The following is a 25,947-nucleotide window of genomic DNA, read 5'->3' on the forward strand; positions in this document are numbered from 1 at the left end:
CCACAACCTATTAATTGACCGACATCATGATGTACTACTACTGATTAATAAAATGAAAATCATCCTGACTCGCCATTCAAAAACGTGGCGAATCTGTGTCATGCTGCGTCTCAGGTGCCACAACATGAACTAATTTGGGCTTTTTGCTTTCATATAATTTAAGCAGACCATCCCCATTTGCTAATTGTGGTAGTTTTTTTCGACTCTGTTTAGCTAAAATACTATCAATTTCACTACTATCTTGCAATCGATGTGCCAAAACACTACCAAATTGGCCACGAATTTGAGTCGGTAAATCTAGTGGTGATTGTGTTGATAATACCGCATAAAGACCATATTTACGACCTTCTCGAAGTAATTTAAAAACACCTGAATCCATTACCTCAGCATTTTTTGGTACGTACCGATGATATTCATCTAACAATACAGTGACCGGTAGGCGAAGATTACTTTTTGCACGAATAAATAATAATTGTTTGAGTAAGATATCCATCACAAGTTGACTGGTCTTAGTATCGTCTTGTATGTCACTAATATCGATAATTAATGTACGATGCCTACTCTTCATTCCTGAAAATAACTTCAACACATAGATTAAATCAAATTGTGTTTCAGTATCTTGATCACTATTAGCGAAAGAATGAGGTAAACCAAAGACTTTTTGCGTGTGACGGTTGGATAATAGTAATTTAGCATGTAAAATATCATCCCAATATTTCTGAATTTCAGCATGATTGTATTGCTGACCTAAGAAGTTAAAATTGGCTGTACTATTCTCTAATGGTTGAATAAATTCCTCTGTTATTTGATCAGCCAATTTTGATGCATCGTAATCGCTACCAGCATAACGTAAAGCTTGTACCCGTTTGTTATACGTTGTCAACTCTTGATTGATTTTGATATAAGTACCAGATTGATGCATTACATTCTGATTTATTTTTAAAGACTGCACTGCGTCAACCAATTTTTTATACATCGTTGATGCATCAAAAGATAATATCCGAGCAATATTATCAACCGATAACTGTGATAGCGGCAAGTTAGCGTTAACACCTAACTTATAAATAATGGCATCATGCAAGTGATTAAATTCACCGGTCGCATCAAAAATAATACCAATGTGATTTTCACGTTGTAATTGTTCAGCCAAGCTTAACAAGGTACTTGATTTACCACTACCCGTCATACCGGTAACGAGTAAGTGATGTGATAATAGTTGATTCAAGTTGACTGAAACTGGTTTCCCATGTTTTGTTTGAATAAATTGCGCCATCATATATGCCCCCAATTAAAGCAAAAGAAAATATCTGGTTTAAGTATACGCTTAAATCAGATATTTTAAAATTATAACCAATATTGTCAAGACAGTTGTTTTATGTCATCATATAAACTTAATATTTCTAACAAGCTTACCGTGACTTCAGCACCCTTATTTCCTGCCTTAGCACCTGCACGCTGTTGCGCTTGTTCTAGTGTATCTGTTGTTAAGACACCAAACACGATAGGCGTATTCGTACTTAAGCTAACTTGAGATACCCCATTTGCTACACCGTTGATGACAAGATTGTAGTGATCTGTATCGCCCTTAATAACTGCGCCCAATGTGACAATCCCATCAAACATACCTGATTCTGCCAACTGACTCGAGACCATAGGAATCTCCAAAGCACCTGGAACCCGGAAAACACTGATGTGATGATCGTCAACACCATGCATACTTAATGTATCCCGCGCGCCTTTTAATAAAGGCTCAGTCACTAATGCATTAAAGCGGCTAACTACGATGGCAATACGCCGTTCTTCATGCCCTGTTAATTTTCCTGTGTATATCATTGTCATTTCCTCGGTTTCTATTTTTAGAGTATGTGCTTAAATTTTTTTCTCTTCGTCGCGAGATAGTGCTTATTAATATCGTTTATCCCAGTAATTAACGGAACTTGGTCAACTATCTCAATGCCAGCCACTTTTAAATGATTGATTTTATCTGGATTGTTGGTCAACAATCTTATTTTCGTTAGACCAGCTAGTTTCAAAATTTCTGCTGCTTGTTGATAGTCTCTTTCATCCGGTGCATGATTTAGGTGGACATTGGCTTCATAGGTATCATAATTATTTTCCTGCAAAACATACGTTTTCAGTTTTTCTGCGAGTCCAATACCTCGTCCCTCTTGTCTAAGGTATAAAAGCGCACCACCTTCTTCATTAATCTGACGCAATGCTGCTTGAAGTTGCGGTCCGCAATCGCAGCGATATGAGCCAAATATATCGCCCGTCGCACATTCAGAATGGAGCCGAACTAAAGGGTTATTTGTCGTCGCAGTTTGTGTTTGACTACGAATCAACAGAGCCGGTTCTTTGTCACCTGTATCATAGTCAGTCATCTGAAAGCTGCCATAGGTACTGGGCAGATTCACAGTCACACCTTCTTTAACGTGATACTGATTTTGGGCTTGTTTAAAGGCAACGATATCTGAAATCGCCAATTTAATCATGCCTTCCTGTTCTGCTAAACTTTCTAATGCTTTTTCTCGGGCCATTTGACCGTCTTTATCAAGAATTTCAATAATATAAGCAATCGGTGGTACTCCAGCAATTTTGGCTAATTCAACAGCCCCTTCTGTGTGCCCTTGCCTTGATAACACGCCACCTTCGTTAGCTACTAGAGGAAATACGTGTCCCGGTGTCTCAAAATCTTCAGCTGACGCACTAAGATTTGCAAGCTCACGAATAGTTTTTGCCCGTTCAAAAGCGGATACACCAGTCGTGCTCATGATATGATCAACACTGACGGTAAATTGTGTGGCAAATTTTTCAGAATTATGGTCTGTCATTTGCCTCAGACCTAGCTTATCTGCGCGTTGTTTACTCATAGGAACGGCCAGCACACCACGAGCCAATGTCAATGCACTATTGATTCGTTCAGGTGTCACAAACGATGCAAGTCCTACTAAGTCACCCTCGTGTTCGCGATTTTGGTCATCAGTCAAGATCACAAATGCGCCTTGTTTTAGGGCAGTAACTGCTTTTCGCACGCTTTGTTCAACAACATTATCCAACATATTGCCCTCCTGTCATATATTTAGCCAAAATATCCGTTTCTATATTTACCCAATGACCAACAGTTAATTTTGATAATGTTGTTTGTAACTGCGTATGGGGAATCAATCCAATTTGAAACGTCTGACTGGTTTTTTCAATCACCGTGAGGCTTACGCCTAATATTGCGACAGAACCTTTAGCAACTATTTCTCTCATCAAGATAGACTCTTTAGGCTTGAAGCTAAGTAAAATCGTGTTATCTATCACCTGCTTATTCACAATTTCAGCTTTGCCGTCAACATGACCAAGGACAAAGTGGCCATCAAATCTCTCCCCCGCACTTATTGCCTTTTCAAGATTAACTGATTGTCTCATCATGTAATCACCAATAATGGTTGTTTCATAAGTTGGTCTCATAATACCAAATTTAGCAGTATGGTCTGTTTTATGAGTAATAGTTAAACATACGCCGTCGACCATTATGCTATCACCGATAGTTGCCTCTGAAAAATAGGGCGTTTTTGTTTCAATTGTGATATGCTGATTATTTTTTGTGTGACTTTCATTTGTTATAACTTGACCCACTGTCTGTGTTATTCCTGTAAACATGACACACTCCTATCATTTAGATAACGACTCTTAAGCGTATTACCCACACGGTATGAAGACACTGAATTAAACAATGGTTGTACACTGGGAACCCCGTCTTCAGATAATATACTATCTGCTGTATAAACAATGAATTCTTGCCAGAGATTCGCTTTTAAGAATGCTGTAATCAATGACGGCCCACCCTCTACCATAACAGACTGAATATTCTTACTAGCTAAACTTGTCAGGACACTAAGTAAACCATGTGACATTAAAAGAACATTGTCATATTGTTTTGCAAAGTCCGTGTTTGTCGTGAAGATTAACCAATTATTTGTCGCTCGATCCATTTTATTTTGTAAGCGGCCACGTCGATCGATCACTACCCTTAAAGGTTGTGGATGATTTATTGGTACATGTCGGACTGTTAAATTTGGTTGGTCAATCAACATAGTTTCACTACCAATTAGAATAGCACTTTTACTAGCACGCTCTTTGTGCACATCAATGTCAGCTAACCGATTCGTAATTTTTGTGGATTGTCCTTGTGAAGACGCCACAAAGTGATTAGCGGACTCCGCTAGTTTCAACTGTACATATGGTAAATGTCTTTCAAAATAATGATAAAATGCGGGATTTAATATTTGACTATCTTCTGTTCCCAAAACATCGACACGGATACCTGCTTGTCTTAAAAATGTAACACTGCGTCCATGTGTATCGGGATTAGGATCAAAACTACCAACTACAACACGTTTGACTCCCCATTGGGCTATTGCCAACGCACACGCACCTACCTTTCCCGTGACAAAGCACGGCTCTAATGTGACATACATCGTTGAATCAACAATATCTGTTTGATCCTTTAAATTTTCAAAAGCATTAATTTCAGCATGCGCTGCGCCAAAAGAATGATGATATCCAGTCGCCAAGATCTGCCCATTTTTAACAATAATTGCCCCAACGCGTGGATTTTCATATGTTTCATCTGGTCCTGCTTTGGCAGCTACTTTTGCTGCTAATGCCATATATGTTAAATCATCCATCTTTTACCTCCTGTTTGTTCAGGACAAAAAACCCGACGTATTTTATTAACATCGGGTTTAAAGTATTTAGATCGATTCAAAAAAGACAGACTTATCCTAGCTAAGTCTATTATTTTAAATCTTCTCCCATCCAGACTTTAACTGTCGGTCACAGAATTACACTGTGTCAACTGCATTATTAATAAATAATGCAGGTCACGGACTTAGATCTTAAAGATCTTTACCGTCGGTCGGGAATTACACCCTGCCCCGAAGATTAATTAATTTAACATTTACAGATTAACATCTGAACAATGCTATGTCAATAAAAAAACGCACAATAATGTACGCTGTAAACAAATTATTCTGATATTACGCTTTGAATTTTTGTATTCGGAAGAAATCTAACAAGAATGTTAAGATTGGCAACCCAATGATTAAACCCCAAACACCAAAAACTTTTTCCATAATAATTAGATTAAGTAAAATAACTAATATTGGCATATGCGTGCGTTGTGACATAAAGTGCGGATGTAAAAAATATGACTCCATAAAATGAATTACAGCAACAGCAACCAATATAACCAATACTGTATGCCAGTCACCGATAATAAACGCGGTCACTGTCAGCGGTACAAGTGAAATAAGCACACCGACAACCGGAATCAAACCTAAGATGAAAATCAAAATTGCAAAACCAATTAAATAAGGGAAATTCAAAAAGGTTAATACGATAACCATTGCAATCGTGTTAATTACACAAATCATTAGCTGGACTTCAAATAAACGGCCTAAAATAATGATAAAGCGATGCACGATAATATAAAACTCACCAAGAAATCTTTTATACGGGCTATGTATGAAAGTCATAGACCATGACCGTAATTGTGGGTAAGTCATGCTGAATATAAAACTAAACAGTAACGCTAAAATCAGTTCATAAAGGACGTGCCCAACTTGATTCAATTGGGTAAATCCTTTAGAGATTAACTGCTCTGTATTCAAAGAGTTACTGTACTGCTGAATATTTTTGTAGACTTCTTTAAAAATACCCGTTGTGTGCCAACTAGAATCGGTTGCTAAGTGAATCATGCTCTTAACTTGATGTGCAACAGTATTTGCCCCGTGTTCGACAGCCCAGATGATAAAAGCCATCACGACGATATAAACAAGCGCAATTGATAATGACCTTGACAGGCGTGTCACGCGTTGCACCCTTTTGCCAGCATTCATCGCAAGATAAGAAAAAATAATTGTTAATAACAGTAACGTCATAAACTGTTTGAGTAAAACAATCAGTAAAATAATGACAGACAAAACAAAATACCGATAGAATCGGCGATTTTGAAATGATGAAAATATGTTCATGTAGTGCTCCCTCTTTAACACACTAACTTAGTACATGACAAGATTAGTTAGATGTCAAATTTTCGTTCGATTTTGTATTGAATTGTGAGAATAATGTATCGGCAGAACCCACTTGTGCAATCTGTGATTCTGTCACTGTACTACCAAATTCCGAACCAGTATCTTCAGGTTTTAATTCAAGTGCTGCTCTCAACTTGTTAGTAATAGCCTGTCGTTGCGCCGTTGTCACACGCTGGTAAGATACACCGTCATACATCTCACCTTCACCTTGAACTGTATATGAGTCAATTGTCTTTGTCGCATTCATATAATTTGAGCCGAGTGCCAACATATCCGACATCTTCATATTTGATGCAATGTTTTTAGTTGTGGCACTAATAAACTTCGTATTGAGAATCGTTGACGGATCAGATTTAATTTTTGTCATAATGGCCTGCAACAAAATTCGTTGGCGTTGCGTACGACCATAATCGCCTTGCGGATCTTGATATCTCATACGTGAAAAGGCTAACGCCGCCTTGCCATCCATCTTGTCATACTTTTTAAAGTTTTCGCCGTCTGCAGCGTATTCAAAGCTTGTTTTGCCTTCGGTAAAATCGTACAAATTATTACCGTCCTCATGCGCCGTGTCTTGGCTAAACTTAAAGCTCAATGGTGATTTGGCTTTGACACCTCCTAATTGATCAACAACATCTCCCAAACCACTCATGTTAACCATGGCAAAATAGTTAATTGGTATGTTAAACATTTTTTGAATCGTTTCCATAGTTGTCCCAACACCGTCTCCTAAAGAGGCTTTATCGTCTGAGGCTTCACGAAATGCATACGCGGCATTTAGCTTTTGTGGAAAGCTGCTTTCAAATCCTGAAATAGAGGTCATAATATCTCGGGGTACTGAAACTAATGTTGTTGTCTCTTTTTGTGGATTCACCGTCACTAACATCAAGGAATCAGTTAGCCCAACTCTGTCTCTTCCAGAGCCAAAGCCACCATCCGTTCCAGTGTCTGTCCCGAGAACTAGAAATGAAATCGGCTTTTTTTCTTTAATTAGTGTGCTTGCTTCTTTTTCTGAACCTAGTCCGGTTGCAAAGTAGGCTTTATCCAACGAACTCTTCACACTACTTGCATAGTAGGTACCAAAACCTGCACCTAGAAGTATGAGAAATCCTAAAATCATTAAAATAATTCGTTTTTTGCCTCGTTTTTTTGGCTGACGTTGCTCAACACGGCTCATAGTTGTTTGATCTTGATTTGATAAATTGTCTGAGCGTTTGTTTTCGTTAGACATGAAGGTCTATCCCCCGGCAATATGCTATTTTTTATATAATATTAAATTTAACACAAAACGAGCCAAATTAACAATTTAAATTAATTTTAGCTCGCTTTTCCTTTCACAAAAATCAAACGATTGATTACTTATTCAGCATCTGGTTTAACGACATTTTTAACTGTCAATTGTGTTAGTTTTTTGCGGTTCGTGCTAGATATAAATAATGGTACGATTTCTTCGACGACATCACTAAATTCTAAACCATAAAAGTCGCTTGGCGTCGCTGTATGTGATTGTAACCAAACACGGCCACCAATTAAAAAGCGATCCCAGGCATGAATATTAGGCAAATTTAACAGATCTGCATAGTATTGACTAGCAATAACATACTTAAAATCACCAACGTTACCGTGCTTTTCCATCGCATACTTTTGAAATTGTGGCTTCAAAACGCCTTGTTTAATCAAAAGACTTGCAATTTGTTTCAGATAAATATGAATTTGTGGTTCTACCTTAAAACCCAAATAAAATGTGACATGCACGATATTATCTGTTCCCAACATATCAACTTCATAACTCTTTCCAAACGGATCCGAAGATTCACGCATGGTCACAAACCAATAAATGGCAGCTCGTTTGGGTCTTGAACCAATCAATGAGTATATAATCGAACGCTTCAACATATAGTTCTGATGCATATTGGCAATATACACTAAATTCGTGGCAAACACAGATTCCTCAGTATCTTTTGACAAATTAATTAACTGCTTACGGTAATCTTTTAAAGATAAATAGTCGTTCTGTTTAGAAATTGCTTCACGTCGTTTATTACCGTAAAACCACACCACCATAATTAACAAAATACCAAGCATAATAATTAATGTTGCATAACCACCATGCATGAATTTACCTAGGCTAGCAATTAGGAAAACAGTTTCAATGAAACCAAAGACAACAATAAAGACCATAGCCAAAACGCGTTGACCATTTTGTCTAATAAATTCAAACAAGAGCAATGTTGTCATCAACATCGTAATTGTGATGGCCAAACCATAGGCAGCCTCCATATTGTGCGATGTCTGGAAAAACCATACAACCAATAAACCAATAGCACATAAAATCCAGTTCACGGTGCCAATATACATTTGACCACGTGCAACACTAGGATAAAAAGTTCGTAATCGTGGTACGACTTTCAGATTAATTGCTTCACTAACTAACGTATACGCGCCGGAAATGAGTGCTTGAGAAGCAATTATTGCGGCTAACGTGGCTAATATGACACCAATAAAGCGCCACTGTCCTGGTAAAATTTCAAAAAAAGGATTAACAGATTGTGCTCGTATGTTCACCTTGGTCGCATGTGTCATAATCCATGCGCCTTGGCCCATATAATTTAAGATTAACATCGTATATACAAACGGCCAACTGATATAAATATTACGTTTGCCAACATGGCCCATATCTGAATACAATGCTTCAGCACCAGTAGTTGCCAAGAAAACACTACCTAAAATAAAAAGGCCGCTTTTGTTTTCTGGACTCATTAACACGCTAATTGCGTATGTTGGTGAAAGTGCTTTTAAAATGCTGAGATCAGAAAAAATGTTTAATAAACCAAATGTCCCGATAAAAAGAAACCATAACAACATGACTGGTCCAAATATATTACCAATTTTTTTCGTTCCAGCTTTTTGAAATGCAAATATAATCAACAAAAGGACTGTCACCACAGCAACTACGACAGTTTGATTATCGGGGAACAAGAAAGAACCAATTTTTTGATTTTTTAGTCCTTCTATTGCGGTTGTGACAGTCACTGCTGGTGTTAAAGTTCCGTCAGCCAGTAAAGCAGAACCGCCAATTAGGGCCGGAATTAACAGCCACTTCTTATTGCTCTGTTTGACACGACTATATAAAGCAAATATACCACCTTCGCCATGGTTGTCAGCTCGCAAAGCAATCCACACGTATTTAACTGTCGTAATAAGCATCAGTGTCCAAAATACCAAAGACACCGAACCTAATACAAACGTGTTGATTTGCTCGGCACTACGTGCACTGTTTAGGATAGAATTCATAGTATACAGTGGAGAAGTACCAATATCCCCATATACAATGCCTAAGGCAATTACTGCGCCTATCGGTAGCCATTTAGGACTTTTTTCCATAGCCATTTTTCACCTCTGTGAATTTAATTAATTACTTCTGTATGGCGATTATTATCTCACATTTGCAAAGAAATATATAGCTATTTTTTTGCATCATAAAATCAATACAAAGAAAAAGACTTGCACACGGATACAAGTCTTTTATCATTAATAAAACATCACACGGACACCTTCTGGTATCGGAAAATCCTGTTGTATTTTAGTTAATAAACCACTTTCTTGATTACGCCTAAACACGGTGACATTATCGGTATTTTGATTAGCCACAACAATATATTGACCAGATGGATCAATATTGAAATCTCTAGGAAAATCGCCTGCAGTGCCAATAGTTTGTACTAAATCTAACACTCTACCTTGATGTGTCACTTTAAATACAGCTAGCGAGTTGTGCCCACGATTAGAAACATAAACAAATCGACCATCATGAGATACACGAATAGCTGCTGCCCCATTGTGAGCAGTCCAATCATTGGGAATAGTAGGGTAAGTTTTATGTAATATCAATGCAGCAGTGTCTGTATCGTATTTAACAACTGAGATAAGTGATGAGAGTTCGCCTAACACATAGGCAACATTTTGGTAAATTGGATTAAAGCGCATGTGTCTCGGGCCAAATCCAGTCCCAGTCTCAAAAACATTTTGTAACGTCAACTTGCCATCCGTCACATCAAATATTGTAACTTTGTCAGATCCTAAATCAACGATTGCAAGCCGACCATCAGGCGTTAAATTAGCAAAATGAATATGTGCTTTATTTTGTTCCGGTCTTGGTCCCTTACCAGAAGCCGTATACTGATCGGTTTGCGTCACAGTCCCATCACTTTTGATTTTAAAAATAGTTAATGTTGCTAAATGATAATTTGCCGCAAAAAGCAGCTGACGTTTCTCGTCAATTGCTAAATAAGCTTCTGAAGCATCAGGGGTTAGCCATTCTTGAACTTTTTTTGGTTCGCCAGAATTGTTAAAATCATACACATTGAAACCACCAAGACCACCTGTTGGCCCTTGACCATTTTGTCGATTAACCGCGTATAAAAAACCTGCCTGACTCATCACAGTGTAGGTAGGCGATCCAGTTTGAATCAATAGTGTTGGTTTGGTTAGTTTACCAGTCTCTAAGTCTAAAACAGCCTGATAAATCCCTGATGATTGGCGACGCGTATATGTCCCAAACATTACATTTTGAAATAACATAATATCTCCTTAATCAAGTCATCGTTTAAATTAATACGACATGACATTACTATAATAGCCGTTCAATATCTGCAGTCATATCCTGTGGTCGTGTTTTTGGAGCATAGCGTTTCACTGGTACGCCATCACGTCCGACCAAAAACTTAGTAAAATTCCATTTAATTGTGCTACCCAATGGGCTTGGGGTATTCTGTTTGATATATTTAAACAACGGATCAGTATTTTTGCCATTCACTGCAATAATTTGGTGCATCGGAAAAGAAACACCATAGGTTAATCGACAGGCTTCAGCAGCTTCGTGGCTCGAATTAACCTCTTGTTTAAACTGATTTGATGGAAACCCTAAAATAACTAGTCCCTTATCACCATACGTCCGGTATAACGTTTCTAATTCTTCAAATTGTGGTGCGAAGCCACATTTAGTTGCCGTATTAACGATAATAATGATTTTGCCCTTTAGTGTAGCCAAAGAATATAGTTTCCCGTCTTCTTTTACCACATCAAAATTATATACTGTATCTGCCATACTACACCTCCAACTATCATAATTAGTTAAAAAGAAAAGCAGTCGTTTTGATGTGGATAACGACCACTTAAAAATCAATATTTATTCTTGGCTAAGATCAACCAAAATCTTTGCTTGAGACTTGTCATGTGTTAACGATTCAAATCCTGCTTCTACAATATTATCTAATACAATCGTATCTGTAATAACAGGCTCAACATCGATTTGGCCACTACTTACAAGGTCAACAGTTTGTTGGAAGGTTTCTTTTGAATAGGCAATCGTTGTTGTCAGTTTAACCCCTGCATTCATTAATTGCATTGGATTAAAACTAATTGGCCGAGCAAAAATAGATACAATTACCATGGTTCCACGTGGTCGCGTAGCATCAATTGCCTGTTCAAACGTAGGTTGTACGCCAGCAACTTCAAAGGAAACATCTGCTCCTTCAGGAATAATCGCCTTAATAGCACCGATGGCGTCTTTAACTTGACTAGGGTTAATCACATCTGTTGCACCCATCTCAAGTGCTTTATTCAAACGCACCTCAGATAAATCGACAACGACAATTTTAGTTGCACCGGCAGCTTTTGCTGCAGCCGCTACCAACACACCAATAGGCCCAGCACCAAAAATAACAACTTTTTGACCAAAGCGCAAACCACCCTCTTTAACGGCTTGAACAGCCACAGCAGTTGGTTCGATTGTTGCAGCCAGCTTCAATGAGAAGTCTTCGGGTAAATGATACAAATTCTCTTCAGGCACATTGACAAATGACGTAAAACCACCATCTGTACTTAAGCCAATAAAACTATAACCATCATAAACATCGACATCATCTGCCCAGTTACCCTTTGTAACTGTTGGATTAATAGATACATGATCCCCGACTTTGAAGTTAGTCACATCGGCACCAACTTTGTCAATAATGCCTGAAAATTCATGGCCCATTGTCAATGGTGCTTGTCCACCAGTCAACTCATCTTGTTTATCAACTGGAATGAACACTGGTCCTTCAAGGTATTCATGTAAATCACTACCGCAAATGCCAGCGTAAGCAACACGAACAACGACTTCATTTGACTTCATGGGTTTTAGTTCAACGTCCTCAACACGAACGTCTTTAACACCATGCCATACTGCTGCTTTCATAAGTAATATACTCCTTTACTGTATATGTGACAAGACAAGTCCTTTGCCTCTAGCTTCATTATAACACTTGATTTCGTCTTTTTATTAATTTTTTCAGACTATATAATGTCTCAATAATAAGTATATTGTGACTGTTTTATAATTTTCATTTACTTTTATTCGCTGAATACTTCACAGCGCAACGACATCAAAAAAACCAATTGTGAAACGTTAACCATTTCCATAGACAGTGTGAAATAATGGGCCTTATAATATACAAATCTTAATATTAGGTCTAGGGGAAAATATGAATTACAAAAATGGTGAACTCATTCGTAAAACAAGGCAAAAGCGTGGCATGTCTCAAGCCAAGCTTGGTGCGCTAATCGGATCACAGTCAATGGTTTCCAGAATAGAAAACAATCAAACTGACCCAAGTGATCAAACTGTTTTAATGCTTTGTGATGCATTAATGATTACATTTGAAGAATACTTTTATAGTATTTTTGATAAAAAGCAATCCAAGCTATCTGCCTTAGCAAACCAGTTAGAAATAATTGATCACAACAACGATGGTGTCATGCTCGATAAATTATACGTGTTAACCCAGTCACAGTCACGTAGCCAACCTGATAGCTTGCTTAATCGCCACTTATTCTTGATGACAAAAGCAACAAAGTACCATCTAAAAAAACAGCTAGCGCCTCATGCGATACAAGATGAATTAGTCGACTATTTTTTTGACATAGAAAACTGGCAGTATTACGATATCCTATTGTTTAGCCGTATTGTATACATGGTACCAGTTAACCGACTTTCACCATACATTAAAGATATACTAAACCAATACAGACAGCATGAACTATCTACACACTCAGAACGCACATTAAAAAAAGTAATTAATAACTTATTAGAAGCTAGCGTTGTTCAAAATAATTATACTTTCACACAACATCTTATTAATCAACTCAAAAGCATGGCTATATTAACCGATGATTTAGCATTACAGACATGGTTGTTATTTTGGCAAGGGGTTATTTTAAGTGATAACACATTAATTGCTAATGCCTATCAAGTCACCTCGATTTTGCATCAAAAAAGCATGTTAAAACGTTTCAACAAGTTTATACCGTAGATAATGATGAAAAAAAAAGCCTATGCTCAACCGCATTGGCTTTTTTGTGAATGACTTAATCGCTTATTACTTAATAAAGCGCTGAGCAAAATCAGCAAATTGGTTCCCTGCGTTGGCAAGAAACGCCTTCGTATCAGCATTACTAATCTGGCCTGTTTCATCAGCAAGATTAGCAACATTACCTATATAGAGTTCTGGTTGTTGCATCGTTGGCATATCCAAGAAAACTAATGATTGACGCAAGATATGATGCGCTAAGACACCAGAGATACCAGAAATAGATTGTGAGGCCACCAAAGCTGGCTTGCCTTGCCAAACGTTTTGTCCCCAAGGCCTTGAAGCAACATCTAAAGCATTTTTTAATGCAGCAGAAATACTACGATTGTGCTCTGGCGTGACAAAAATAAATGCATCTTGTGCTGCCACTGTTGCTCTAAATTGCGTGTAAACTTCTGGTGATTCTTCATCAAAATCTTGATTATAAAGTGGCAACTCTGCAATGTTCAAGAAAGTTACCTCCGCTTCTTCAGGCAATCCAGCAACAATAGCTTCAGCGACGCCATGAGAATATGAATTCTTACGCGTCGATCCAACAACAACACCAAACTTAGTCATACAATTAATTCTCCTTTTCACTTACTATTTGTTAGTATACGCCTAAAAATTAAAAGTTGCAACTCTCTTTCACATAACCACGAAAAAACGATATAACCGTAAGATTATATCGTCAAAAGTCAAATATTAATTAATGTAAATAATGAATCAAAATGCCGCCAAATATCAAAACAAGCGCACCACCCATACGATTACCCATTTGTGCAAAGGCAATCATTTCCATACGATTTGACGCAGATAGTACGGCAACATTACCTGTGCCACCCATACTATTATCACTCATACCTGCAGCAATAGCTGACTCAACAGGATATAGTCCAAATAATTTACCAATAAAAGCACTAGCAATACCCATGACAACTACGCTTGTTAAGGTCAAAATAACGAACTTCCAAGTCAAAGATTGCGCCAAGACATGTAAGTTAATCAGTGCTAAACCGATACCGGCCAACACAGCATGTGTTAAATTACCCATAATCACTTTATTAAACATAACCACAGATTCCTCTAATTGCTTAGGAACCCAATTAAACGCCTTAAATATAATTACTAAAATAATAATAAAAGCATAAGTGTGTACTTTAGGTACAAAATAATTCAATATTGTTCCCAAAAGGAAAAACGTAAATGCAATCATCATACCGACGCCGATTTGCGTTGCATCTAACGTGCGTAGTGGTTTGGTTTTTTCATCTTCGCTAATTGGGAGTAACACACCATGTCCATCATACTTAGTGTTGGCACCAACTTTTGCAATCAATGCAGCACCAATTACCGCCAGCACATTGCCTAACGTAATTGCTGGAATAATTTCAGAGAACATTGTGCCAGAACTAACACCCAAGCCTTGTGCGTAGATATGAGAAAGTGGCACAGCGCCCGCTCCTATACCGCCTGCCATCATCGGCATCGAAATAAACATGACTGCATGGCCAAAACCAACCCCCAAAATCATGCCCACCAGTCCGACAGAAAAGAAGCCAATAATCATTGCTGCCAAAGATACCGGTATAAAGCGTACAGCGGCCTTTAAAAGCAAATTCCGATTCATACCTAATATTGACCCTACAATAAGTGCAGCGATATAGAAATCCAACAACCCGTTATCGTTCATAAACGTTTTTGTTGCATTAACGATTGGTGCTGAAATGATTCCGGACGTTGCTAGTGCAGCCGAAGCAAAAATCGTAAATACTGATCCACCACCAAGATATGACTTGACAATTGGTAACCTATTGCCAATATAAAAGAATAGATGGCCAAACAACACTAACATCAACGTCAGTCCCAACATATTTAAAGGCAATTTATTCAGAGCAATTGTTGCAGCTAAAACGACCATCATGGCAACATAAAGTGGTAGACTCACACCACTAATTTTTGTGCCCCAAAATTTTTGAGATATCATAAATTATAATCCTATTAGTATTCTGCTGACCACTTGGCGTCTTGCACAGCCTTTTTTGCATCAGTTATAGCTTCACGGTTTAGCTTTTGGTCCAAAACGCTTTGCGCTGTTACTTCAGCAATTTTCTGTGAGAATGTCGTTAAATGAGAGACCGGTGGTAAGACTGCTGCACCAGGCTCTTCAGAATCTACCAAGCCACCTAATGCATGAATTGCAGCTGAAATTGTTTCCTGTGTTAACAACTTTGCTGTCGACGCTACCAAGCCAAAACCAAGTCCTGGATAAATCAAAGCATTGTTCCCTTGACCAATTTTATAGGTTACACCCTGGTAGTCAACATCTGCTGCCGGTATTCCAGTTGAAACCAACGCCTTTCCGTCGGTCCATTTGATCAAATCTTCAGCTTTGGCTTCGGCCAACTTTGTAGGATTTGATAGTGGGAAAATAATTGGACGTTCAGTATGTGCGGCCATCTCTTTCACAATTTCTTCAGTAAACGTTCCCGGCTGTGTTGATGTACCAATCAAAACTGTTGGATGCAGTGCCTTTACAACGGCTGATAATGACGTCAATGTTTCGGCATCAGCAAACTCATCACGTGAACGTGTGAAAGGTATTTGTGCAGCTGTTAATTCTGGTGTGTCATTAAATAACAAACCTTGCTTATCAACAAGATAAAAATGTTGGCGTGCTTCATCTGCTGTCAAACCAGCTTGTTGCAACTCTGTAAATATTTGATTGACAATACCCATACCAGCGGTTCCAGCACCAAAAGTTACAAATGTTTGGTCAACTAACTTTTCTTTTGAAATATTCAAAGCGCCAAAAATACCTGCTAAAACAATCATACCTGTACCCTGAATATCATCGTTAAACGTTGCAATTTGGTCCTTATACTTATCGAGAATCACTTGCGCATTGCCTCGACCAAAATCTTCCCAGTGTAGCAATGATTCAGGGAACAATGATTGCTCAGCTTGTACAAACTGGTCAATAAATGCCAAATAAGCATCCCCTTCAATACGTGTATGCCGATTACCAAGGTAACGGGGATCCTCCAAAAGTGCTTGATTGTTAGTCCCTGCATCAATACTGATTGCTAATACACTGGCTGGGTCAATGCCTGCAGCAGCTGTATAAACCATTAATTTACCTACTGCAATATCAACGCCGTTGACACCCCAGTCACCCATACCAAGAATACCCTCGGCATCTGTTACAACCACCAGCTTAATATCACGTCCTGCAGCGGCATTAACCAAGGATTGTTTAATATCTTCTGGTCGATCAACTGATAAGAATGCAGCATTTTGTGGATTAGTAAAAATATCATTATATTTTTCAATTGATTCTGCCACAACCGGGTCATAAACAATCGGCATAAATTCTGATACGTGCTGATCCATGAGGTGATAGAACAAAGTCACATTTTCATTAAAAAGATTCATCAAAAAAATACGCTTTTCTAAAGGAGCATCCTTTGATTGAAACTGATGATATGCTTGATCAGCCTGTTCATCAATTGTTTGCACACGACTTGGCAAAGCACCTGTCAAACCGAGCGCTTCACGTTCTTCTATTGTGAAGCCTGTCCCTTTATTCAAAAATGGGTTACGTAATACATCATATCCTGTCATCGTCATTGCCTTATTTCCTCCAAATATTATGTTTATTGATTAATAACAGCCTTGACTATACACGGCTATTTAGTTTATAGTCAAATGAGTAACATGTCATAACTAAAAGTTATAGCATTAGCCTAAAGTGTTGATAATAAAGGATAAAAACATGCAAGTCAATGACTTAATGTACTACAATGCATTATACAGAGAAAAAAATTTTACAAAAGTTGCTAAAATTTTTGGTATCAGTCAGCCCTCCATTAGTAGTGCTATAAAACGACTAGAAAATTTTTTTCAGATTAAATTAGTTATTCGTGGTAATGCCCAATCCGAGTTAAAATTTACTGCTGCTGGTGAACAATTACACGAGCATAGTTTATCGATTTTAAATGAAATTGATAGTGCCAAACACGAATTAGATCATTTGCGTTCACATACCACAACAATAGGCCTACCACCAATTATCAAAAATGCCTACTTTGCTAAAATAGCGATGGCTACTAAAGAATTCGATCGTCAATTTAACATTAGTCACATGAATATTTACGAAGCTGGATCCAATAGTTTAAAGCAATCTCTGATTGATGGCGACATCGATATTGCCCTGTTGGGTTCCTTAGGTGATGCCGTCGATGATAAATTACAAATTTTTCCTTTTGCCAAAACCACATTCTATGTTTATATGTCTGCTAAAAATCCATTAGCCAAAAATCCTGGTCTATATTTTGAAGCACTAAAAGAGCAGCTATTTATTTCCTTGGATAGTAGTTTTATTCATGAGCAAGCTATTAAACTTTTATCTAGAAAAGCCGGATATCGACCTAAGACTTTTATGAAAACAAGTGATGTTTATTTTCTAATGAGTCTAGTTGCTGAAAACCTTGGCATTGCCATCCTTACCAATATTGTCAAATCTAATCATGACGATATTATCATGGTGCCTTTACTTGATTCATCACAACCAACATTCAATGTGAATGTAGCATTCAGGAAAAATCATGTATTAACAACTGAAGAACGTATGTTAATGAATATCTTATCCCAACAACTATAGCCGAAATGGCCATTGCCTATTTTTTTGCTGGTTTCTCCTTTAAAATCAGTTATAATTGAACAAGCATCATCATACTAAATTCACAAAGGACATCGCATAATTATGTCAAGTGTCATCAGAAAAATCGCCACCGATAAAACATTTTTAATTACCCTATTCCTAGCAATTATTGCTTTTATTTTCGGGCACGTCACTGTTGAAGATATTGATCTCAAAACAATTTTATCGCTACTATCGCTTATCATCATCGTTTCAGTATATGAGCAATTACATGTGTTAAAGTATATCGCCAATACAGTTGTCATCAAATGTCGATCGACTCGTGACATCATACGTGTCATGCTTTTATTTTCATTTGTCGGTTCTATGCTGTTCACTAACGATGTGGCCATTCTGACATTGGTACCTATTTTTTTTAAAATTAGTCAGCAAGTGGCCATCAAAAAAATTGTTCCAATTAGTCTACTGACAATCTATGCTAATCTTGGAAGTGCGCTGACACCTTTTGGTAATCCGCAAAACCTGTACCTTGTTTCTTTTTATCATTTAAGCTTACCGACATTTTTGGGCATGTCTATCCCTTTGGGTTTGATTGGACTGATTAGTCTCTTTGCTGTGAGTTTTCTATTTCCAGCCAAACCTATTGATAATATCTCAACTGATTCTGTGTCACTAGACCATCACAAGGTATGGTGGTTAATACTTGCAACAGTGATTGTCTTATTAGGAATTTTGTCTTTTATTGCGATTTGGTGGTCCTTATTAGCCAGTGTATTAAGTGCCTTCTTGCTTGATAAACAAGTATTCCAACAAGTTGATTATGGGATTATTTTAACTTTCATCAATTTCTTTATTATTGTCGGTGCTGTTAGCAGAATCGATATTATCCATCAGCTTTTAGTAGCGACAACCCAAACACAATTTCATGCATTTTTTGCAGCAATTATATCAAGCCAATTCGTCAGTAATGTACCTGCTGCTGTGCTGTTATCCAAGTTTACAGATCATTTTTATGGTATTTATTTAGGGGTTACAGTTGGTGGTCTAGGCACACTAATTGCCTCCTTAGCTAACCTGCTCGCCTTGCGTCAATATAATATTTTTTCGCAAGACAGAACATCTGTCACTTTCTTTAAGACTTTTACTTGGCTGAATTTAATTTATTTAATTATTTTTGTTATTATTGGCAGTTTAATTTTATTCATCTAAATAAAGCAGTGCCAGCAATTTTTTTATTGCTGGCACTGCTTTTTATTTATGATATGATGCGTGCTGTTTATTGCACTAAGTTTTGTTTAGACTGATTAAACCACATATACTGCCCATAGAAAGCATTAATTAACATGATAACTTGCAATACTAGCATTGAGGTTGCGCCGGCTGAGCCATCCATACTTAACGCTCTCGCCCAGATAATAACATTAATAATATCAAGAGTTATCCAAGCAATCCATTGTGAGCGATAGCCATAAGTCATTAAAATTTGTCCGACAATACCCAGTGGCAATAACGTTGCATCTAAATAAATTTGCGAACCATGAAGTGAGTGACTAACAAATAAAACCACGCCATATATAATAATCGTCATCGCAAAATAAGCCATTCCCTTTTGAAAAGAGAGTTTTTTTGACTCAACGACATGACGACTACTTTTATTTTGATGCCAAACTGAAATACCGATAAACTGCATTACAAAGTAAAACGATTGCGAGGCAATATCACCAATCAAGTGGTTATTTAATGCTACAATGAGCCAAACGACGGTGCTTAACATACCCCAACTATAATTAGTTAGGCGACCTTGGTCGACCAAAATTAAATTAATAACTGTTGAAATACCTGTTATCAGGCTAATCCAACCAATTGGAGAAAAATTATCACCAAATATAAATGCCACAACCGTTGCCAATAGCATAACGCCCATCAATAACCTTGAAGTTTTAGTTAACGCCTGTATGTCGGTTAAATTTGCTTTGAGGCTGAAAGTGTATTGTAGCTGTTTGGGTAACAATATCATGCCTGTTTTAAAATGATTCCATTTTTGTGCTACGGTACCTGTTAATGTGTTCATTGACTTTTATCTCCTATTGTTTTTTAGTAGCCGTGTTCGGAAGCAACGCTACGTGAATTTGTCAATTTAATGATAGTTTAACTAACTTTATGGCGGTTTATTTATGCGCATCATCTGTACTCACTTCTATAATTTGTGATTATCTACACGTAATCACTGATGATAATTATAACGCATATACGCATTAAAAGTTACCTTGTTAATTTATACTATGGTAAATAACTAAAAAAGCACCTGTCTGATTGTATTCAAACACGTCCTTTGATTATTGTTTCAAAATTGCCTGCACTTCTTGCTTAAGCATTGGCAATACTTCTTGCTCAAACCACGGATTCTTCTTCAACCAAATATTGTTCCTTGGTGATGGATGGACAATCGGAAAATATTTTGGTAAATAATGCTGATAATTTTTAATAGTCGCTGTTATCGTTTCTTTGTTTGTCAAATTCAAATAATAACGCTGTGCATAAGCCCCAATCAAAATAATCAACTTGACATTTGGCATTTCACCGAGTAATTTAGGGTGCCATTTTTCAGCAACACCCTTTCGAGGTGCCTTATCACCCGAAGCGGCTTTTCCCGGATAGTAAAAATCCATGGGAATAACACCAATTTTACCAGACTGATAAAATACTGTCTCCGACACACCCAACCAATCGCGCAAACGATCACCCGACGCATCATGCCACATAATACCAGTCTCTTGCACGCGCTTACTTGGTGCTTGCCCAATAATCAATATTTCTGCCGTTCTCGGTGCAGCGTATATAGGCAGCCATCCCTTTGCTTTATATACCTTATTGTCCTCATCATTTGCAATTTCTTCAAATAATGACATATCAATTGCCCCCAAACTTATATCTTTCCTAAGTATATCACATTCAAATCACGCAACAGAAGCTCAGTGTCCCAAAGTCCAGCCACCATCAATGGGTATTACAGTGCCGTTGATGTAATCAGCTTGTTGACTAGTCAGATACAAAGATAATTGCGCAACTTCATCAGGATTAGCCCAACGTTTGGCAGGTGTTTGCGCAGCCACCTGTTTTGCCATCTCAGCGTCACCTGCAAAATCTGCTGCATTCATCGGCGTTTTAATCGCACCTGGTGCAATAGCATTAACATGTAAGCCTTTTGCAGCATAATCAAAAGCTAATTGTTTCGTATAACCTACAATTGCATGTTTAGCTGAAGTATAAGCTACACCACCACCACCGGCAGAAAAACCGGCAATGGAAGCCATATTAATAATATGACCGTAGCCTCGAGATAGCATTGCTGGCAAAACAGCATTTGTCAGAATAAACATTGGGGTCAAATTAATGTCAAGCACATGCTGCCAGTCATCCAGCGTGGTGTCTAAGGATGTCTTGTAATCATCTAATACACCAGCTGTATTCAATAATATGTCAAAAGATACCGATTGTGTTAGTGTTTCAAGCCATACCTTAAGTTGTTTATGTTGACTAATATCCAATTTAAATGTTTTCAAATTAATGTGTTGATAAGCAATGTCTTGCCTGTCTACAGCATAAACTATTGCGCCCGCCGCCAGATATGCCTCTAATTGCGAAAAACCGATGCCTGAAGCAGCACCGGTTAATAAGATATTTTTATTGCTATAATCTTGCGTCATCGTTATCTTTCCAAATTAATAATTTTGCTCAGTGCATAAACCACAATACCACCAATAATTAATGACACAACTTCGCCCGGTACTAAACTAACGTAATAAGCTCCCCATTGTGCCAACAACCCACCCTTAGCACCTGATGGTGAGGCACCATGTGCACCAATATTAAATGCAAAGGTAAATTCTGCTGCAAGTATCGCCATCCCAAGTGTTGCCACCACAAATGTACTAATCAATATCTTAATGATTGGTTGCGTCACACGGCGTGTCAACAAGTAAGTGACACCAGTCATAATTACTGTGCCTAAAGTACCGAAGATCCAATCAATCCAGCCTAGCGGTGATACCAGGTTAGCAATCAAAACACCAATACCCAATGAGATAATATATCTTTTATTCCAAGCAGCTAAATGATTTAGCCCCTCCGAAACACGTAATTGTACTGGTCCGAAAGCTATGGGTTGAATCACAAAAGTGATTGCCGCATATATGGCAGCGACAATCGCAACTAACGTGATGTTTCTAGCCTTGTTTGGTGATGTCGGTAAATTATTATTCTCCATAAAAAATCTCCTAGTTTTGATAAGCGGGATGGTTGATGAACCGCTATTTATTAGCATAGCACAGCACAATAAAAAAAGCCACGTTATACGTGACTTCTTGCACTATTATTAGTTGTTACCATCATCCATAAAATCTTTAAGTTGCTTTGAACGGCTAGGATGGCGCAACTTACGCAACGCTTTTGCTTCAATTTGGCGAATGCGTTCACGTGTCACACCAAAGACGCGACCAACTTCTTCTAAGGTACGTGTTCTACCATCTTCTAAACCAAAACGTAAGCGCAAAACATTTTCTTCTCGATCAGTCAATGTTTCAAGTACAGACTCAAGTTGATCTCGTAACATTTCGTACGCTGCAGAATCAGCAGGTGAAATAGCTTCGTTATCTTCAATAAAGTCACCCAAATGCGAATCATCTTCTTCCCCAATTGGTGTCTCTAGGGATACTGGTTCTTGCGCAATTTTCAAGATTTCACGCACCTTATCTGGTGTCAAATCCATTTCCGCCCCTATTTCTTCAGGCAAAGGTTCACGGCCTAAGTCTTGTAAGAGTTGACGTTGGATACGGATTAACTTATTGATTGTCTCGACCATATGAACAGGGATACGAATTGTTCGAGCTTGGTCAGCGATTGCGCGTGTAATCGCCTGACGAATCCACCAAGTTGCATAAGTTGAGAATTTGAATCCTTTGGTATAATCAAATTTATCCACGGCTTTCATCAAGCCCATATTACCTTCTTGAATCAAATCGAGGAACTGCATGCCTCGGCCCACGTAACGTTTAGCGATAGACACAACCAAACGCAAATTAGCCTCAGCCAATTCTTGTTTAGCTTCAACATCCCCATCTTCGATACGCTTAGCAATATTTATTTCTTCGTCACCTTTTAGTAGATTAACGCGCCCAATTTCTTTCAAATACATGCGAACTGGGTCGTTAATTTTAATGCCTGCTGGTGTTTCTTCAGCTTGCGCTAACTCTTCTTTAGAAGGCTTATTTTGCTTAGCCTGAAGAACTTCCGGCGCTGGTTCACCTTTTTCATCAACAATAGCAACACCGGCGTCTTCAACTTTTTCCATCAAACGTTCAATATTTTCACCATCAAGATTAAATGGTTCTGCCAAACGCTTTGAAAGAATCGCATAAGTCACTTCCTTAGCTGGCTTATATTCTGTAATCAAAGCTTTAACAGCTTTATCGTACTCAGGATTTTTGATAATACCAGACTTTTTAGCTGCCTTGGGCTTGGAAGCTTTACCGGCGGCGGCTGCTTCTTCCGGTGTTTTCCCTTGCGCAAGCGCAAGCAATTCAGCTTTTTTAGCACGGCTGTTATATGAGATGTTCTGTGAATCCAAATATGCTTTGATATCTGAAATCTTGCTTGAAGCTAAAATTGTTGCCATTAATATCTCTCCTCAATAAAAGTCGTTTCTCAAATACGACTACTTGTTTCGCTGTTTTTTTATGTTAATTAATTCAGTGGTTAACTGTAATAATTTATTATCATCATGTTGCTGTTTGGCAACCTCAATGGCTTGTTGTAGTGTTTTAATTTGTGCTTCAACTGGTGCGTCGTGCATAATAATGCGTAAATAATCGGATATAGCCCCAGGCTCTACTGCCAAATCGCCAAAAGTACGATCAATTGCCAAAATACGCTGATTCAACTCAGGCTTCTGAATAAAATCCATAAACTGTGCCAAATCGAAATGAGCCTGTTGCTTTTGATAGATGGCAATTAACATCATTAATAATTGATACTCTGGATGAACAAATGCAAAGCCAGTGGTGTCGCTGACCTGTTCTAATACTTGCGGTGACTTGATCATCGCCATAATTAATGCTCTTTCAGCTTGTTCAATTTGGTTAGTACTTTGCTGATTACTGCTAAAGGCCGCATCATCCCCAGTCAATGGTGGCTCTTCCATATCCGTTATTTGTGGCGACTGCTGATGAAAATGTTGTGATGTCCTATTGACAGTTTCTTTTGACTGCCGCTTTGGCGTTTGTTTTAACTGTTCAATCAGTGCTTGTTTGGATGTACCAAATTCATTAGCAATGCGGGTTAGCTGCATATCTTGCTCAACAGGCGTCGCCTGCTGAAGAATTGTCATCGCTTCACCTAAGAAAGCCAAATATTGCGTTTGATTACTCAGATTCTTATTGTATCTAGCTGCTTGAATCAAGAAAGCAATCGGCGTCTGAATGTTTTGGTCTAAAGCTTGCTTTAAAACCTCTTTGCCCTTTTGCACACGTACTTCATCAGGATCAAGGTCATCTGGCAAATGCACAATGCCAATATCAACGTCTTGTTTTTGCGCCTGTATGAGATGAATTGACCGTTTGGCGGCATTTTGACCTGCTTCATCACCATCATATACTAACAAAATACGTTTTGCTAATCGCGTCAGTTGTCTCACATGGTCTTGGGTCAATGCTGTGCCCATCGTTGCAACTGCTGCCGGTCTACCAGCTATTTCCGAAGATATGACATCCATAAACCCTTCGAAAATCATTGCTGTACCAGTTTTACGAATGTCACCTTTAGCCAAATCAAAGTTATAAAGTATTTGACCTTTATTGAAAAAAGGGCTTTCAGGACTATTCATATATTTAATACTATTTTTTGAATCCAGTGTCCTACCGGAAAAGCCGACAACTTGACCATTCGTAGATCGTATGGGCCAAACAACACGTCCGGCAAAACGATCTCGCAAGCGGCCCTCATCATTGCTCAAAAACAAGTCAGACGCTAGCATAATTTCACGTGAAATATTTTGGGTCTCAGCATATTGCAACAACACATTATCATCAGGTACAAAACCAATGCCAAATTGTTTAATTGTTTCATCAGTCAATTGTCGCTTATCGTGTAAATAATGTAGCGCCGTTTCGCCTGACGTTGTATGCTGTAAAATATGTTGATACAATCGCTGTGCTGCGGCCTGCAAGTCAAAGATAGCTTGTGTTTTTGGGTCAATTCTTGGTGTGGCATCCGCCACAAATTGACTGTCAACTTGCATATCAACTGACTCAGCCAATGATATGATTGCTTCAGGGTAGCTCATACCCTCTTTTTCCATCACAAATGAAAAAACCGAGCCTGATCGTCCACAAGAGAAGCAATTAAAAACTTGCTTATTTTCTTCCACGAATAATGAAGGATGACGGTCATCATGGAATGGACAGGAACCAGTCCACTGTCGGCCACGCTTTACTAACTGTGTGTATTGACCGATGACATCAACAATGTTGACTTTCTGACGCACTTCTGCAATGAATGATTCTGGAATACGATTCGCCATAAATCACCTTTCAACAACAAAAGTCGCAAATAGCAATTTGCGACACTACAATCGAACTGTATTACATTATACGTTAAGAAATAACAATTTGTCAAGAGGTTGAATTGCCCGATAAACCTTGACACATCAACATTTTCGTTTTAGGCTTGCCAGATTATGTCAACCTGTACTCAACAGGCACATGTCAACCCCAATTAGAAATAATTACATAAAATCCATCGTTCTAATCATAAAAATTAG

General features: G+C 38.1%; 23 protein-coding genes and 1 riboswitch. Of the genes, 3 read left to right on the forward strand and 20 right to left on the reverse strand.

What is annotated here, in order from left to right:
• Positions 1-76 precede the first annotated feature (76 nt).
• From C5L21_RS05855 to C5L21_RS05905, 11 genes are all read right to left on the reverse strand, one after another.
• Positions 77-1,276, reverse strand: a complete 1,200-nt coding sequence (locus tag C5L21_RS05855; RefSeq protein ID WP_223246001.1) for an ATP-binding protein — start codon at positions 1,274-1,276, stop codon at positions 77-79.
• Between the two features lie 83 nt (positions 1,277-1,359).
• Positions 1,360-1,833, reverse strand: a complete 474-nt coding sequence (gene ribH, locus C5L21_RS05860; RefSeq protein ID WP_085699014.1) for a 6,7-dimethyl-8-ribityllumazine synthase — start codon at positions 1,831-1,833, stop codon at positions 1,360-1,362.
• Positions 1,834-1,856: 23 nt separating this feature from the next.
• On the reverse strand, positions 1,857-3,059 hold the full coding sequence (locus C5L21_RS05865; RefSeq protein ID WP_004905688.1) for a bifunctional 3,4-dihydroxy-2-butanone-4-phosphate synthase/GTP cyclohydrolase II: 1,203 nt from the start codon (positions 3,057-3,059) through the stop codon (positions 1,857-1,859).
• Positions 3,049-3,648 carry a riboflavin synthase gene (locus C5L21_RS05870; RefSeq protein ID WP_085699012.1) on the reverse strand — a complete coding sequence of 200 codons (600 nt, stop codon included), beginning with the start codon at positions 3,646-3,648 and terminating at the stop codon, positions 3,049-3,051. The genes C5L21_RS05865 and C5L21_RS05870 overlap by 11 nt, the downstream gene beginning before the upstream one ends.
• Complete coding sequence (gene ribD, locus C5L21_RS05875) at positions 3,633-4,676, reverse strand: bifunctional diaminohydroxyphosphoribosylaminopyrimidine deaminase/5-amino-6-(5-phosphoribosylamino)uracil reductase RibD (RefSeq protein ID WP_085699010.1); 1,044 nt, start codon at positions 4,674-4,676, stop codon at positions 3,633-3,635. The genes C5L21_RS05870 and ribD overlap by 16 nt, the downstream gene beginning before the upstream one ends.
• A 114-nt stretch (positions 4,677-4,790) precedes the next feature.
• A riboswitch (FMN riboswitch) is annotated at positions 4,791-4,937 on the reverse strand.
• 90 nt (positions 4,938-5,027) lie between these two features.
• Complete coding sequence (locus C5L21_RS05880; RefSeq protein ID WP_085699008.1) at positions 5,028-6,023, reverse strand: AI-2E family transporter; 996 nt, start codon at positions 6,021-6,023, stop codon at positions 5,028-5,030.
• A gap of 43 nt (positions 6,024-6,066) precedes the next feature.
• Entirely contained in the window at positions 6,067-7,311 is a 1,245-nt protein-coding gene (locus C5L21_RS05885; RefSeq protein ID WP_085699006.1) for an LCP family glycopolymer transferase, read from the reverse strand.
• Positions 7,312-7,439: 128 nt separating this feature from the next.
• Positions 7,440-9,470: a KUP/HAK/KT family potassium transporter gene (locus C5L21_RS05890; RefSeq protein ID WP_085699004.1), complete on the reverse strand. Its 2,031-nt coding sequence runs from the start codon at positions 9,468-9,470 to the stop codon at positions 7,440-7,442.
• 141 nt (positions 9,471-9,611) lie between these two features.
• Entirely contained in the window at positions 9,612-10,661 is a 1,050-nt protein-coding gene (locus tag C5L21_RS05895; RefSeq protein ID WP_004905701.1) for a lactonase family protein, read from the reverse strand.
• Positions 10,662-10,710: 49 nt separating this feature from the next.
• Positions 10,711-11,187 carry a glutathione peroxidase gene (locus C5L21_RS05900; protein WP_133286153.1) on the reverse strand — a complete coding sequence of 159 codons (477 nt, stop codon included), beginning with the start codon at positions 11,185-11,187 and terminating at the stop codon, positions 10,711-10,713.
• An 81-nt stretch (positions 11,188-11,268) separates the two neighbouring features.
• On the reverse strand, positions 11,269-12,318 hold the full coding sequence (locus tag C5L21_RS05905; RefSeq protein ID WP_040190188.1) for a 2,3-butanediol dehydrogenase: 1,050 nt from the start codon (positions 12,316-12,318) through the stop codon (positions 11,269-11,271).
• 286 nt (positions 12,319-12,604) lie between these two features.
• On the opposite strand from C5L21_RS05905, the gene C5L21_RS05910 reads away from it, so the two are divergent.
• On the forward strand, positions 12,605-13,432 hold the full coding sequence (locus C5L21_RS05910; RefSeq protein ID WP_004901681.1) for an Rgg/GadR/MutR family transcriptional regulator: 828 nt from the start codon (positions 12,605-12,607) through the stop codon (positions 13,430-13,432).
• A 66-nt stretch (positions 13,433-13,498) separates the two neighbouring features.
• Here C5L21_RS05910 and C5L21_RS05915 read toward each other — a convergent pair whose 3' ends face one another.
• The 3 genes from C5L21_RS05915 to C5L21_RS05925 form a co-directional block, all read right to left on the reverse strand.
• A complete protein-coding gene (locus C5L21_RS05915; RefSeq protein WP_004901684.1) occupies positions 13,499-14,047 on the reverse strand; it encodes an NADPH-dependent FMN reductase in 549 nt (182 codons plus the stop codon).
• A 130-nt stretch (positions 14,048-14,177) separates the two neighbouring features.
• A complete protein-coding gene (locus tag C5L21_RS05920; protein WP_004901689.1) occupies positions 14,178-15,455 on the reverse strand; it encodes a 2-hydroxycarboxylate transporter family protein in 1,278 nt (425 codons plus the stop codon).
• 14 nt (positions 15,456-15,469) lie between these two features.
• Complete coding sequence (locus C5L21_RS05925; protein WP_085699002.1) at positions 15,470-17,098, reverse strand: malolactic enzyme; 1,629 nt, start codon at positions 17,096-17,098, stop codon at positions 15,470-15,472.
• Positions 17,099-17,243: 145 nt separating this feature from the next.
• Here C5L21_RS05925 and C5L21_RS05930 point away from each other — a divergent pair, with 145 nt between their 5' ends.
• Positions 17,244-18,131 (forward strand): LysR family transcriptional regulator, encoded by an 888-nt coding sequence (locus C5L21_RS05930; RefSeq protein WP_004905711.1) that lies wholly within the window; start codon positions 17,244-17,246, stop codon positions 18,129-18,131.
• A gap of 102 nt (positions 18,132-18,233) precedes the next feature.
• Positions 18,234-19,340: an SLC13 family permease gene (locus C5L21_RS05935; protein ID WP_085699000.1), complete on the forward strand. Its 1,107-nt coding sequence runs from the start codon at positions 18,234-18,236 to the stop codon at positions 19,338-19,340.
• Positions 19,341-19,407: 67 nt separating this feature from the next.
• Here the strand turns inward: C5L21_RS05935 and pnuC are convergent, their stop codons facing one another.
• The 6 genes from pnuC to dnaG form a co-directional block, all read right to left on the reverse strand.
• Complete coding sequence (gene pnuC, locus C5L21_RS05940; RefSeq protein ID WP_085698998.1) at positions 19,408-20,202, reverse strand: nicotinamide riboside transporter PnuC; 795 nt, start codon at positions 20,200-20,202, stop codon at positions 19,408-19,410.
• 265 nt (positions 20,203-20,467) lie between these two features.
• Positions 20,468-21,040, reverse strand: a complete 573-nt coding sequence (locus tag C5L21_RS05945) for a uracil-DNA glycosylase family protein (protein WP_004906957.1) — start codon at positions 21,038-21,040, stop codon at positions 20,468-20,470.
• A gap of 63 nt (positions 21,041-21,103) precedes the next feature.
• On the reverse strand, positions 21,104-21,838 hold the full coding sequence (locus C5L21_RS05950; protein ID WP_004901702.1) for a 3-oxoacyl-ACP reductase: 735 nt from the start codon (positions 21,836-21,838) through the stop codon (positions 21,104-21,106).
• Positions 21,839-21,840: 2 nt separating this feature from the next.
• A complete protein-coding gene (locus C5L21_RS05955; protein WP_004906961.1) occupies positions 21,841-22,398 on the reverse strand; it encodes a QueT transporter family protein in 558 nt (185 codons plus the stop codon).
• A gap of 108 nt (positions 22,399-22,506) precedes the next feature.
• The gene (gene rpoD / locus C5L21_RS05960) at positions 22,507-23,805 is read right to left on the reverse strand and encodes an RNA polymerase sigma factor RpoD (RefSeq protein ID WP_004905722.1); all 1,299 of its coding nucleotides are present in this window, start codon (positions 23,803-23,805) and stop codon (positions 22,507-22,509) included.
• Positions 23,806-23,844: 39 nt separating this feature from the next.
• Positions 23,845-25,707 (reverse strand): DNA primase, encoded by a 1,863-nt coding sequence (gene dnaG, locus C5L21_RS05965; protein WP_085698996.1) that lies wholly within the window; start codon positions 25,705-25,707, stop codon positions 23,845-23,847.
• Between the last annotated feature and the right edge of the window lie 240 nt (positions 25,708-25,947).

Source organism: Leuconostoc citreum (genome assembly GCF_004354555.1).
Taxonomy (GTDB): Bacteria; Bacillota; Bacilli; order Lactobacillales; family Lactobacillaceae; genus Leuconostoc; species Leuconostoc citreum.